The sequence below is a fragment of the Hoeflea sp. 108 genome, from assembly GCF_000372965.1.
In the GTDB taxonomy this organism is placed as follows: Bacteria; Pseudomonadota; Alphaproteobacteria; order Rhizobiales; family Rhizobiaceae; genus Aminobacter.
On sequence record NZ_KB890024.1, the window covers coordinates 2811463 to 2825210 of the forward strand.

General features: G+C 62.9%; 11 protein-coding genes. 7 read left to right on the forward strand and 4 right to left on the reverse strand.

Annotated elements, in window-relative coordinates; translation table 11 throughout:
* Positions 1-60: 60 nt before the first annotated feature.
* Entirely contained in the window at positions 61-1089 is a 1029-nt protein-coding gene (locus B015_RS0113960; protein ID WP_018428327.1) for a zinc-binding dehydrogenase, read from the forward strand.
* Positions 1090-1141: 52 nt separating this feature from the next.
* On the forward strand, positions 1142-2101 hold the full coding sequence (locus B015_RS0113965) for a lipid A biosynthesis lauroyl acyltransferase (RefSeq protein ID WP_018428328.1): 960 nt from the start codon (positions 1142-1144) through the stop codon (positions 2099-2101).
* A gap of 6 nt (positions 2102-2107) precedes the next feature.
* Here the strand turns inward: B015_RS0113965 and B015_RS0113970 are convergent, their stop codons facing one another.
* From B015_RS0113970 to B015_RS0113985, 4 genes are all read right to left on the reverse strand, one after another.
* Positions 2108-3022, reverse strand: a complete 915-nt coding sequence (locus tag B015_RS0113970) for a DmsC/YnfH family molybdoenzyme membrane anchor subunit (protein ID WP_018428329.1) — start codon at positions 3020-3022, stop codon at positions 2108-2110.
* Positions 3023-3025: 3 nt separating this feature from the next.
* Positions 3026-3787 carry a 4Fe-4S dicluster domain-containing protein gene (locus tag B015_RS0113975; protein WP_018428330.1) on the reverse strand — a complete coding sequence of 254 codons (762 nt, stop codon included), beginning with the start codon at positions 3785-3787 and terminating at the stop codon, positions 3026-3028.
* Positions 3788-3956: 169 nt separating this feature from the next.
* The gene (locus tag B015_RS0113980; protein ID WP_018428331.1) at positions 3957-6797 is read right to left on the reverse strand and encodes a molybdopterin oxidoreductase family protein; all 2841 of its coding nucleotides are present in this window, start codon (positions 6795-6797) and stop codon (positions 3957-3959) included.
* Between the two features lie 403 nt (positions 6798-7200).
* Complete coding sequence (locus B015_RS0113985; RefSeq protein ID WP_018428332.1) at positions 7201-7626, reverse strand: L,D-transpeptidase; 426 nt, start codon at positions 7624-7626, stop codon at positions 7201-7203.
* Between the two features lie 307 nt (positions 7627-7933).
* Between B015_RS0113985 and B015_RS0113990 the strand changes: the two genes are divergently transcribed.
* From B015_RS0113990 to B015_RS0114010, 5 genes are all read left to right on the forward strand, one after another.
* Positions 7934-9535 carry a flavin monoamine oxidase family protein gene (locus B015_RS0113990; RefSeq protein WP_040456215.1) on the forward strand — a complete coding sequence of 534 codons (1602 nt, stop codon included), beginning with the start codon at positions 7934-7936 and terminating at the stop codon, positions 9533-9535.
* A gap of 50 nt (positions 9536-9585) precedes the next feature.
* Positions 9586-9999 (forward strand): cytochrome c, encoded by a 414-nt coding sequence (locus B015_RS0113995; protein ID WP_026227270.1) that lies wholly within the window; start codon positions 9586-9588, stop codon positions 9997-9999.
* Between the two features lie 64 nt (positions 10000-10063).
* Complete coding sequence (locus tag B015_RS0114000; protein WP_040456756.1) at positions 10064-10564, forward strand: RidA family protein; 501 nt, start codon at positions 10064-10066, stop codon at positions 10562-10564.
* Between the two features lie 114 nt (positions 10565-10678).
* The gene (locus B015_RS0114005) at positions 10679-11959 is read left to right on the forward strand and encodes an acetylornithine deacetylase/succinyl-diaminopimelate desuccinylase family protein (protein ID WP_018428336.1); all 1281 of its coding nucleotides are present in this window, start codon (positions 10679-10681) and stop codon (positions 11957-11959) included.
* Positions 11960-12096: 137 nt separating this feature from the next.
* Entirely contained in the window at positions 12097-13578 is a 1482-nt protein-coding gene (locus tag B015_RS0114010) for an ABC transporter substrate-binding protein (protein ID WP_018428337.1), read from the forward strand.
* Positions 13579-13748 lie beyond the last annotated feature (170 nt).

Sequence of the window (13748 nt, forward strand, 5' to 3'; positions counted from 1 at the left end):
ACGCCGCTTGGGCATCGAATGCGATGCGCGGGCGCCGCAGCGACAAGGATTAGCGACACCATGCGCGCATTGCAGCTCGTTGAGGACCGCCGGCTCGAGCAGGTCGACATTGCCCCGCCGCCGCCTCCAGGCCTCGGCGAAGTCACGCTCCGCATCAAGGCGGTTGCCCTCAACCACATCGACGTCTGGGGCTGGCGCGGCATGGCGTTCGCCAAGCGCAAGCTGCCGCTGGTCATCGGCGCCGAAGCCTCTGGCGAAGTCGACCAGGTCGGCCCCGGCGTGACCGGCCTTGCGCCCGGCCAGCTGGTGTCCATCTACGGCGCCCGCACCTGCGGCCTGTGCCGCCCCTGCCGCGAAGGCCGCGACAATCTCTGCGAACACGTCTCGGGCGTGCACGGCTTTCATCTCGACGGCTTCGCCCAGGAAAAGATCAACCTGCCGGCGCGCCTGCTGGTGCCGGCCCCTCCCGGCGTCGACGCCGTTGGCGCTGCAGTTGCACCTGTCACCTTCGGCACGGTCGAGCACATGCTGTTCGACAACGCCAAGCTGGAACCCGGTGAGACGATTCTCATCCATGCCGGCGGCTCTGGCATCGGCTCGGCAGCGATCCAGCTCGCCAAGAAGATGGGCTGCACCGTCATCACCACTGTCGGCTCCAACGACAAGATCGAAAAGGCCAAGGCGCTCGGTGCCGACCACGTCATCAACTACCGCGAGGATCGCTTCGAAGGCGTGGTGCGCAAGCTGACCAAGAAGAAGGGGGTCGACGTCGTCTTCGAGCATGTCGGCAAGGACACCTGGGCCGGCTCGATGTTCAGCCTGAGGCGCGGCGGCCGTCTGGTCACCTGCGGCTCGACTTCTGGTGTGTCGACCGAAGTAAACCTGATGATGCTGTTCCAACAGCAGCTGAAGCTGCTCGGCTCCTTCGGTTGCCGCATGGAAAATATGGCCGACGCCATGCAGAAGATGGCCGCCGGGCTGGTCAAGCCTGTCATCGACACTGAGGTCGATTTCGGCTCCATCGACACGGCGCTGAAGCGCATGGAAGGCCGCGACGTCTTCGGCAAGATCATCCTCCGCATCGACTGAGGATCGTTCCGAATTGCCCCGCAGGAAGGCCAGCAAGATTCCCAACCCCACGATGATGCGCATCATGGGGCGGCTCCGCATGCTCAACTACTGGCTTGTCGCCCAGGTGGCACTGGTGGTGCTGAAGCTGCTTCGACTTCTGCCTGTCGACAGGGCGCTGAACTTCGCCGACCGGGCAGCCCGCACGGTCGGCCCCTGGGTCGGCCGCCATGGCGTCGCCGTCGACAATCTGCGCAACGCCTATCCGGAAAAGAGCGACGCCGAGATCGAGGCCATCGCCCTGGACATGTGGGGCAATATGGGCCGGCTGGGCGCGGAATACATCTTCCTCGACCAGATCTTCGATTTCGACCCCGCGGCAAAGACGCCCGGTCGCATCGAGGTGTCGGGCATCGACCATTTCCTGGAGATCGCAGGCGAAGACAAACCACACATCGTCTTCACCGCCCATCTCGGCAATTTCGAGCTACTGCCGATCGCGGCCGCGACTTTCGGCATGAAGATCACCGCCCTGTTCAGGCCGCCCAACAATCCCTACCTCGCCGAATACATCCTTTCGAGGCGCACCTCGAACATGGGCGACCTGCTGGCATCGCAGCGCGGCGCTTCATTCGCCCTCGCCGGCATCCTCGACCGCGGCGGCAATGTCGGCGTGCTCGTCGACCAGAAGTTCAATCGCGGACTGAGGACGACCTTCTACGGCCGCGAATGCGAGACCAACCCGGTGCTCGCCATGCTCGCCCGCCACTATGACTGCGACGTCTACCCGGCCCATTGCATCCGCCTGCCTGGCAATCGCTACCGACTGACGGTGGAGGACAAGCTCGCGCTGCCGCGCCGCGAGGATGGTGCAGTCGATGTCCAGTCCCTTACCCAGATGCTCAACGACACGGTCGAACGCTGGGTGCGCGAGGATCCCGGCCAGTGGATGTGGTTCCACAAGCGCTGGATGCTCTCGGACGGCAAGCCGCGCAAGGCAAACAAGGCCGGCAAGCTGGCTGCCGACTCCTGATTATCGTCAGTAGTAGTTCATAACCGCGTGCTTGGCCTCGGCGAAGAACAGCCAGCGCTCGGTGACGACGCCGAGCGCATAAAACGCCACCGCCAGCACCGATGCGGTGACCGCCACGGCGCCCGCGCCTGAGAGCATCGCGACCACCAGCAACAGGATCGGCACGGCTCCGCCCGATATCATCGCAAGCTTCGACAGCTTCAGCGCGTGCTTGCGCGCGACCTTGAAGCCCATTTCGCGGGTGAGGTAGTTGTCGTTGATATGCGGCCGCTCGAACAGCCTGACGCGTCCGATACCGCTAAGACCGGTGGCGGTCTCGGGCGTCGACAAAGGCGATAGCGTGCGCAGCCGGATCCACCAGACATGCTTGGCGCACCAGGCGGCCATGACCGCTATGATGCCCACTATCGCCGGCACGACTGTGCTGCTGCCTGCGACGGCGGCGAATGCCGTCGCGAGCACAAGCCCGCCGGCGGCTGCGAAAAGCAGGTAGCAGAGCGGCGTCGCTTGCGTGTTCCAGCCCTGAATGGACCGCAGCGAGGCATAGATCATGCCGGTGCAGTAGACGGTTACCGCGCACATCACGGCCCCGACGACGCCAACTGCCGGCACGTAGCGTCCGTCGATGACGGCAAACCAGGCCGAAAGCGCCAGCGGCACGAAGGTCGCCAGCGCCATCACACCCTCGCGCGACAGCCAGCTCGAACGCCATTGCGATAGCGCCCGCCAGGCGCGCTGCGGATTGCCGAGATGCAGCGTCGATGCCAGGAGCCCGCCCGAGATCATTGCCAGCGCCAGCACATGGGCGAGTTTGGTGGCTACGGCGGAGGGATCGAGCAGGCCGAGCCCGAGCATGGCGGCCAGTCCGTAGCCCAATCCCGAAAGCGTGGTGAAGATGATGATGGAAGGTGCTGGATGCATGTTTCAGATTCTGTCCAGCATTCCATCGAGCCAGGCAAAGAAGCCCCTAGCCCCGTCGGTGTTTTCAGCAAGCATGGCAGCACTTGCGGCGAGCGACTTGCGCGGGCGTGGCGGCAGATATTTGTTGGTCGGGCGCGTACCCTGCTCCGGCATCAGGTCGAAACCGCCGCGTTCGGCGACCATGCGCGAAACGTCAGAGCCGGGATCTCCAAGATCGCCGAAATGCCTGGCGTTTACCGGGCAGGTGCGCACGCAGGATGGGATGCGATCGACTTCCTTGAGTGTCTCATTGTAGACGCGGTCGACACAGAGCGTGCACTTCTTCATCACCCCGGCCGCGAGGTCCATCTCGCGCGCACCATAGGCGCAGGACCAGGCGCACAGACCGCAGCCGATGCACTTGCTCTCGTCGACGAGAACGATGCCGTCCTCGGCTCGCTTGTAGGAAGCACCGGTCGGGCAGACGGTGACGCAGGGCGCATCCTCGCAGTGCAGGCAGGATTTTGGGAAATGCACGATCCGGGCGTCGCCCGCCTCGCCGATCACCTTGCCGCCCTCGGGCACGACCTCGAATGTGTGGATGCGATTGAGGAAGGTGCCCGAGACATCGGCACCGTAAGGCTCCTGATCCGACAGCGCCGCGCCGTAGCCGCCGGTGTTCCATTCCTTGCAGCTGATGACGCAGGCATGGCAACCGACGCAGACATCGAGGTCGATGACCAGCCCTAGTTTCTTCGGCGTCGGCAGTGACGGCAGGCTGGTCATGAGCCCTCACTTCCTTCTCCCCGTTCACGGGGAGAAGATGGTCCGAAGGACCGGATGAGGGGCAGAGCGAACCTGCGGCGATTACTCTGCCCCTCACCTGCCTGCCGGCTTCCTCTCCCCGTGAACGGGGAGAGGCGACTTGTCCGCAAGGTCTTGCCCGACATTCCCCTCATTTTGCCCACTCCTGGCCGTAGCGCAGCTCTTCCGCATGCCGCCGCCGCTGCGCCACCGCCGAGAAATGCGGTTCGCTGACCTTTGCAGGCTCGGCCTTCTCGATGCGCACGCGCAGGTCGTACCAGGCGGCCTGTCCGGTGATCGGGTCGGAGTTCGACCAGCGCATCCCGTCGCCCTTGGGCGGCAGAAGCTCGTGGATCAGATGGTTCATCAGGAAGCCTTTTTGCGCTTCCGGTGCATCGCGATCGAGGGCCCATGCCCCTTCCCGCTTGCCGATCGCGTTCCAGGTCCACAACGTGCTGGAATTGACCGCCTCCATGCGCGCGATCTCGACCTTGATGCGGCCGTGATGCGAGATGACCCAGACCCAGTCGCCCGTCGAAAGCCCGTGCTGATCGCAGATCGCGCCGGGCACATAAAGCGGGTTTTTGGTGTGGATCTGGCGCAGCCAGGCATTCATCGAGCCCCAGGAATGGTACATCGCCGCCGGCCGCTGGGTGATGGCGTGATAGGGGTATTCTTCGCCGCTCACCGCCGCTTCCTCGAACGGCCGATACCAGACAGGCAGCGGATCGAAGGTTTCGAGGATGCGCTCCCGGTGCGTTTCTGGTGCAAACGGCTCGCGCACACCTTCCGCCGAGAGCACGAATTTCTGCAGCGTCTCCTGGTAGAGCTGGAAGGTCACCGGCTGGGGCGTGTCGAAGAAGCCCATGCGCACGGCAAAATCCTGATAGGCTTGGTTGGCGTGCTTGAAGAACTGCGCCTCCAGCGGAATGTGGGCCGAAAAGAAAGAACCGTTCTCGATGTAGCGTTCCAGCTGTTCGGGATTGGACGCCCCTCGTCCGGCGCGATCGCCTGAACTGCCGCGGAAGCCGGCCAGCGGTCCGATGCCCGGCCGCCGCTCATGGCGCACGATGTAGTCTGCGTAATCCTTGTAAAGCGGCTTTCCGTGGTTGTCGGCGAAGCCCGGTAGCCTCAGACGCGCGCCGAGATCGAGCAGAACCGTCTGGAAGCCGCGCACATCCCGGTCTGGCTCGACCACCGGCCAGCGAATGGCGTCCTGCACGGCATCGGGCTCGGAAATCGGCCGGTCGAGCAGCGAGATGCAGTCGTGCCGTTCGAGATAGGTCGTATCGGGCAGGATGAGGTCGGCGTAAGCGACCATCTCCGAGGAATAGGCATCCGAATAGATGATCTTTGGGATGCGGTACTCGCCTGTATCAGGGTCCTTGTCTTCCAGCATCTTGATGACGCCTGACGTGTTCATCGACGAGTTCCAGGCCATGTTGGCCATGTAGAGGAACATCAGATCGACAGAATATGGATCGCCGGCATGGGCATTGGCGATCACCATATGCATCAGCCCATGGGCAGAGATCGGCGCATCCCAGGAAAAGGCCTTGTCGATGCGCATCGGCCGTCCTTCCGGATCGACCAGAAGGTCCTCCGGTCCCCTGGGAAAGCCGAGATGTGGCCCCGAAAGCGGCTTGTTGGAGCCGAAGTGCTCGGCCTTGCCATGCGGCGTCGGATGAGCGCTGATGGGCTTCGGATAGGGCGGCTCGAAACGGAAGGCGCCGGGACAGTCGACCGCCCCGATCAGCACCTGCAGCATATGCAGCGCGCGCGCCGTCTGGAAACCGTTGGAATGGGCGGAAAGCCCGCGCATGGCATGGAACGAGACCGGCCGGCCGACAAAACTCTCGTGGCGCTGGCCGTTGACGTCGGTCCATGGCTGGTCGATCGAGATCGTCTCCTCGAAGGCGACACGGCCGATCTCGGTGGCCAGCCCACGGATCGTCTCCGCCGAAACGCCAGTTTCCTTCTCGACCGCCTCCGGCGCATATTGCGGATCGAGATACTTTTCCGCCAGCAACTGGAATGCCGGCACTGCAAAGCGGCCATCCGGCAGCCCGACGCGGCCGTAGAGCCCTGCCCGCGCGCCTGACGTTCCCAGCGGCACCACCTGTTCGGTGACAGTCTCGTGGATCTGTACCTTGCCATCCTTGTCACGCAGGAACAGCCCGTGTTCGGGCGTGCCAGGCGCGTCGATCACCAGCCATGTCGCGTTCGAATAGCGCACGACGTAGTCGACATCGATTCTTCGCGCCTTGAGCAATTCGTGCACCAGCGACAGGATCAGCAGGCCATCGGTGCCGGGACGGATGCCGATCCAGTTGTCGGCGACGGCCGAATAGCCGGTGCGCACGGGATTGACCGAGACGAAGCGGGCACCGCGCTTCTTGAGCTTTGAGATGCCGATCTTGATCGGGTTGGAATCGTGATCCTCGGCCACGCCGAACATGACGAACAGCTTGGTCCGGTCCCAGTCGGGCGCGCCGAATTCCCAGAACGCCCCGCCGATGGTCATGATGCCGGCGGCGGCCATGTTGACCGAGCAGAAGCCGCCATGGGCGGCATAATTGGGCGTGCCGAACTGCTGGGCCCAGAAGCCCGTCAGCGACTGCGACTGGTCGCGGCCGGTGAAGAAGGCGAGCTTTTTCGGATCGTTCTGCCTGACGTCGTCGAGCCAGCTCGTCGCAAGCGACAGCGCCTCATCCCAGGAGATCTGCTTGAATTCGCCGGAGCCGCGCGGCCCGGTCCTCAGCATCGGCCCACTCAGCCGCGCCGGTGCGTAGTGCTGCATGATGCCGGCGGAACCCTTGGCGCACAGCACCCCGCGATTGACCGGATGGTCGCGGTTGCCCTCTATGTAGCGGACCTTACCGTCCTTGAGATGGACGTCGATGCCGCAGCGACAGGCGCACATATAGCAGGTGGTCTTGCGTATCTCGTCGGAGACGGGCTCCGAAAGCGCTACGCGCGGTTCCGATTTCATCAGGCGACCTCCCTGACAATGAGTCCTATCGAGTGAGGTCGCGAAAGGAAATGCCCCAGAACGACGCTCCCGGGCAAAATTTGTCTATATCTTCGAGGGAACTTAGGTTGGACAGCTAAAGTCGCGTCGGAAGCCGGAAATGAAAAGGCCGGGGAGTCCCCACTCCCCGGCCCTCTCGTAGGCCCGTCATCCCCGTACCGTCTTCGCGGCGCATCCCCACGCCGCGCTTCGACATCCACGACCAAGCTTGGTCAGGACGTCAGAATATTGAATGCGTCTATATTAGCATCTGACCAAATTAGTCCAAGCGCCTAACGCGCCAATCCCGCCTCGTCAGGCACATTCGCTGCGCCAGTGAGGTAAATCGGCAACTAAGTGGCCAACGTCATAGCTCTCACCTCACCTAATTCGTGACGATGATCCGCGTATTGCCGGCTCCGACCTCGCGGACCAGCGAATAGAACAACGCGGCATTGCCGGTCTGCAAGCGAACGCAACCATGCGAGGCCGGCCGGCCGAGTTGCCGTACGGAGCCGGTACCGTGGATGGCGTAGCCGCCATTGTAGAAGACCGAATAGGGCATCGGCGAATTGTCATACTTGCTCGAATACCACATGCGATGCAGCCGCTTGGGCCGCCAGCTGCCGCGTGGCGTCACATAACCCTTGCGGGCCGTCGACACCGGCCATTGATGGATGACCCTCCCGTCGACGCTGACGGTCATTGTCTGTGTGGCAATGCTGACCCTGGCCACAAGAACATCCGCAAAGGCCTGACAGGGAAATCCCGCCATCGCCAAGCCCGCGGCCATGAAGAGCGTCTTGAACATCTTTCGCCCATCCCCTGAACCAACTGCTTTTCTGCCTTCCAGGAGAAATGGGACCACGAAAGATTATACGGTTGGTAAACCGATCATATGGCGGAAAGCCGCCGGCTTCCCTGAATACTGGCGCCTGAAAATGACCTTTGCCGGCTCCAAACTGGTCCAGCCAGCCCCTATCGCCGCCCTGATCTGGCCCAGTTGACACGCCCGAGCATGGGCATAGGCTGCGTGCTGCAGCTGGAGCCTGGTTCCACGATGCTCCAGCCGGATAACGTGCGGCCCCCGCCCACCGTCGCCCGGAGGATGTCAAATCATGCAACAATCCCAGTATTTTACCGGTATGAGCCGGCGCCAATTGCTGTCCCTGATCGGCCTGACCGCCGGTTCGGCGGCCATGTACCAGGCAATGACCAGCCTGGGCCTCGCCGTTGAATCCGGATACCGAGGACCACCGAAGCTTGAAGGCGACCCCAAGGGCGCTACCGTCCTGATCCTGGGTTCCGGCCTCGCCGGCATGACAGCTGCGCTGGAACTGCGGGCAGTAGGCTACAAGGTTAAGATTCTCGAATACAACAGCCGCTCCGGCGGCCGTAACTGGACATTGCGTGGCGGCGACACCTACACCGAGCTCGGTGGCGCGACGCAGAAATGCGAGTTCGACGAGGGCCTCTACATCAACCCCGGTCCGTGGCGTATTCCCTACCACCACAATGGCCTGCTCGCCTATTGCCGCCGCCTCGGCGTGACGCTGGAACCGTTCCAGCAGCTCAACCACAACGCCTTCCTGCACTCGTCCAAGGCCTTCGGCGGCAAACCGCAGCGTGTCCGCGACATCAAGATCGACTTCCAGGGCCATGTCTCGGAACTGCTGGCCAAGGCTGCCCACACCGGCAAGCTCGAAGGCGCGGTGACCAAGGAAGACCAGGAGATGCTGCTCGAAGCGCTCCAGTCCTGGGGCGCGCTCGACAAGGATTATGCCTATGTGAAGAGCCTTGCGACATCGGAATTCCGCGGCTTTGCAAAGGATCCCGGCGGCGGCCTGACCGCGGTGCCGACGCCGAGCGAGCCGATCGCGCTCAAGGATATATTGAGCTCGGGCCTGTGGGGCAGCCTCGCCAACTTCGCCCTCTATGAATTCCAGACGACCATGTTCCAGCCTGTCGGCGGCATCGACATGATCGGCAAGGCCTTCACCAAGGAAGTCGGCGACCTCATCGCCTACCACGCCAAGGTCACCAAGATTCACCAGGACGACAAGGGCGTGACGGTCACCTATGAAGACCAGCAGAAGCCCGGCACCATGGTCGAGGAAAAGGCCGACTGGTGCATCTGCACCATTCCGCTGACCATTCTCAGCCAGATCGAGCTCAACGTCAGCGCCCCCATGCAGGCGGCAATCGAAGCCGTGCCTTACGCCTCTTCGGTCAAGGTCGGCCTGCAGTTCAAGCGCCGCTTCTGGGAACAGGACGAACTGATCTTCGGCGGCGTCAGCTACACCGACCTGCCGATCACCCAGATCTCCTATCCGAGCACCAGCTTCAACACCAACGGCAAGGGCGTGCTGCTCGGCGCCTACACCTGGAACGGCCCGCACTCCTACGAGTTCACCGCCATGGCACCGGAGGAGCGGGTCAAGCGCGCCGTCGAATACGGCACGATGATCCATCCGCAATACAAGGACGAGTTCGAGAACGGCATCTCGATGGCCTGGCACCGCTCGCCCTTCACCCTTGGCTGCGCCGGCGACTGGACCGAGGAAGCCCGCAAGGAGCACTACGAGAACCTCTGCAAGATCGACGGGCGCATCGTGCTGGCAGGCGAACACGCCTCCTACATTCCCGCCTGGATGGAAGGAGCGATCCTGTCGTCGCTGGATGCGATCACCCGGCTGCATCAGCGCGTCGTTTCGGGATGACGGCCATGGCCTGTCATTCCTCACCCCTCGTTTTCGCAAGGCATGCCACCATGACCCAGCAACACGCACGGCCACTCGGCCTTCTCGTCGCAACGGCATTCGCAACAGCGCTTTCGGCAACCACGGCCCTGGCAGATTCAGCCGGAGCGACGTTTTCCACGGGCGACAAGTTCTCGGAAAAGACCGGCCAGGAGCTTTACGCCAATGTCTGCCAGGCCTGTCACATGGACAAGGGACAGGGCGCAGTCGGCGCCGGCAAATATCCCGCACTCGCCAAGAACACGAATCTCGAAACGGGCGGCTATCCCGTCTTCGTGATCCTGCACGGCCTCAAGGGAATGCCGCCGGTCGGCCAGATGATGTCCGACGATCAGGTCGCCGCCGTCGTCAACTATGTCCGAACCAATTTCGGCAACGACTACAAGGACCCGGTGACGGCAGAGGATGTCGCCGGCGCCCGCTGACAAGAAAGGCCGGGCGGCTTTCCAGGCAGGGCCGCCCGCTCCCCTTCCAAAAAAGGAGACAGAAATGACCAAGATGCGGATCGCCGCCGCCACGCTGCTGGCTGGCGTTTTCATGTCAGGCAGCGCGCTGGCCGAGGACGTCATTCGCCACAAGACGCCGAACTCGGATTTCCCGATCGCCCGCGCCGTGGAAGTGCCGTCGGGCAAGACCACTGTCTATGTCAGCGGCGCCGTCCCTTCGGTCGTCGACGAAAAGGCGGAGAAAGGCAGCCTCGCCGCCTATGGCAACACCAAGACCCAGACCGAATCGGTGCTGAAGTCGATCGACAAGACGCTTGCCGATCTCGGGCTCAAGATGGGCGACGTGGTGAAGATGCAGGTCTTCCTCGTCGGCGACCCCGCTATGGGCGGCAAGATGGATTTTGCAGGCTTCATGGAAGGCTACACGCAGTTCTTCGGTACCAAGGAGCAGCCGAACCTGCCGGCGCGCTCGGTGATGCAGGTCGCGGGCCTCGTCGCACCCGGCTGGCTGGTCGAGATCGAAGTGACGGCCGTGCGCCCCTGACGGAAATCTTGTCCCCGGCTGTCCCTATATCGGGGCGGCCGGCTGTGCTCGACACGCTTGCCGGGATGCGCAAGACTGGCGGTCGACCAAGGCAAACAGGTTCGCGTCAGCAGCATGTATGACAAGCTTTTCAAGACTATAGACGATCGTCGTGACGAACTGGCGGAACTGACGGCAGAACTGATCCGCTTCCCCACCATCAATCCGCCCGGCGACGCCTATGGCCCCTGTGCCGATTATCTCGGCAGGCGCTTGGAGAAACGCGGCTTCGGCGTCGAATATGTTCGCGCCGAGGGTACGCCCGGCGACACCGATCGCTATCCGCGCATCAATGTCATCGCCCGCTTCGACGGCAGGTCGAAGGGACAGACCGTCCATTTCAACTCGCATATCGACGTGGTCGAGGCAGGCGAAGGCTGGACGGTCGATCCCTTTGCCGGCGTCATCAGGAACGGTCGCGTCTATGGCCGCGGCGCGTGCGACATGAAGGGCGGGCTTGCAGCCTCCATCATCGCGGCCGAAGCCTTCATGGACGTCAATCCCGATTTTCCCGGCGCCATCGAGATTTCGGGCACGGTCGACGAGGAATCGGGCGGGTTCGGCGGCGTCGCCTATCTCGCCGGCAAGGGCTATTTCTCCAGGCCTAAGGTCGACCACGTCATCATTCCTGAACCGCTGAACAAGGACCGTATCTGCCTCGGCCATCGGGGTGTGTGGTGGGCCGAGATCGAGACCAAGGGCGAGATCGCCCATGGCTCGATGCCCTTCCTCGGCGACTGCGCCGTCCGCCACATGGGTGCGGTGCTCGAAGCCTTCGAACGCGACCTCTTTCCAGCGCTCGACCTCAAGACAACGCGCATGCCGGTGGTGCCCGAAGGCGCCCGGCGCTCGACCATGAACATCAACTCGATCCATGGCGGCCAGACCGACGACTTCCGCCCCGGCCTGCCCTCGCCCAACGTTCCCGACTCCTGCCGGCTGACCATCGACCGCCGCTTCCTGCTGGAAGAAAAGATCGACGACGTGAAGCGCGAGGTGACCGGCATCCTCGACCAGCTGAAACGCGAGCGGAAAAAATTCGACTACGAGATCCGTGACATCATGGAGGTCCAGCCGCTGATGACAGAGCGCGACGCCCCGGTTGCCTCGGCTATCGCCGAGGGCATCAGGGCGATCTTCGACAAAGAGCCCGAATATGTCATCTCGCCCGGCACCTACGACCAGAAGCATGTCGCCCGTATCGGCCATTTGTACGATTGCATCGCTTACGGTCCTGGTATCCTCGACCTCGCGCACCGGCCCGACGAATGGGTGGGCATCGACGACATGGTGCAGTCGGCCAAGGTGATGGCTGTCGGCCTCGACGTCTTGCTGCGTGGCCGGGCCAAGGGCTGATCAGCCAAGCAAAACAGGAACATGGCGCCGGAATTTCATTCCTGTTCCGGCGCTGCGATTGCAACAAACATGATTTACTCGGCCGGAATTTCACGCTTCTATCCGGCTCGACAAGTCCAAGCGGGGGAAATGACAAGATGACACAGTGGAAGACCATTCTCGCAGCCGCAGCGATGGCGCTGGCATCGAGCACCGCCGCCATGGCCGCCCGCACCGACCTGGTGCTTGGCATGCCGCTGGAGCCGCCGCATCTCGACCCGACCGCCGGTGCTGCCGCAGCGATCGACGAAGTGCTCTATGCCAATGTCTTCGAGGGACTGACGCGCATCGGCTCGCGCGGCGAAGTGCTGCCCGACCTGGCGGAGAGCTGGACAATCTCCGACGACGGCAAGGTCTACACCTTCAAGCTTCACACCGGTGTCAAATTCCATGACGGCAGCGACTTCGACGCCTCTGATGTCAAGTTCTCGCTCGACCGCGCCCGCGGCGAAAACTCGGTCAACGCCCAGAAAGGACTGTTCGCCGCCATCGATACCGTCGAAGTCGTCGACCCCGCGACGGTCAAGGTGACGCTGAAGAACCCGCTCGGTTCGTTCCTCTACAATCTCGGCTGGGGCGACGCCGTCATCGTCGCGCCGGAGACGGCTGACACCAACAAGGAAAAGCCTGTCGGCACCGGGCCGTTCAAGTTCCAGAACTGGGCCAAGGGCTCGTCGATCACGCTGGTCAAGGCCGACGGCTATTGGGGCGATCCGATCGCGCTCGACAAGGCCGAGTTCCGCATCATCCCCGATGCCGCCGCCGCCGTGCCGGCACTTCTGTCGGGCGACGTCCAGGCGCTGCCCAATTTCGCGCTCGGCGACGCACTTGCCCAGGTTCGCGCCGACCCCAGGTTCAAGGTGGTGATTGGCACAACCGAAGGCGAGACGGTCCTGTCGACCAACAACAAGCGTCCGCCCTTCGACAACCTCAAGGTGCGCCAGGCGATTGCCCACGCCATTGACCGCAAGGCGCTGATCGACGGCGCAACGGGCGGCTTGGGCACCCCGATCGGGTCGCATTTTGCCCCGCATAATCCTGCTTATGTCGACCTGACCGGCACCTATCCGTACGACATCGCCAAGGCCAAGGAACTGCTCAAGGAAGCGGGTTTCCCCGACGGCTTCAAGGCGACGCTGAAACTGCCGCCGGTCGGCTATGCCCGCCAGGGCGGCGAAATCATCGCCTCGCAACTGCGCGAAATCGGCATCGACCTTAAGATCATCCCAGTGGAATGGGCCGACTGGCTGAAGCAGGTGTTCACCGACAAGGACTACGACCTGTCGATCGTCTCGCACACCGAGCCCAACGACATCGATATCTATGCCCGCAAGGACTACTACTTCAATTACGACAACCCGGCCTTCAACAAAGTCATCGATGAGCTCAACTTGACCTCCGACGAGGCCAAGCGCACCGAGCTCTACAAGCAGGCGCAGAAGATCCTCGCCGACGATGCCGTCAACGGTTTCCTGTTCGAACTGCCCAAGGTCGGCATCTGGGACGCCAAGGTCGAAGGCCTGTGGGAGAACTCCCCGATCCAGGCCAACGACCTGACCAAGGTGAAGTGGGTGGATTGATGACGAGGCGGCGCACCTCCAGCGGTGCGGCCACACTCCAGCCTGCGGACGCGACATCCCGCCATTCGAACATGAAGGTTCGAATGGCCAGTCTCACGGCCACTCTTTCTGGGGGCATCACAAGAACCCTGTGAACAGACACCGCTGCGCAACCTGTGCGAGCTTTCGGA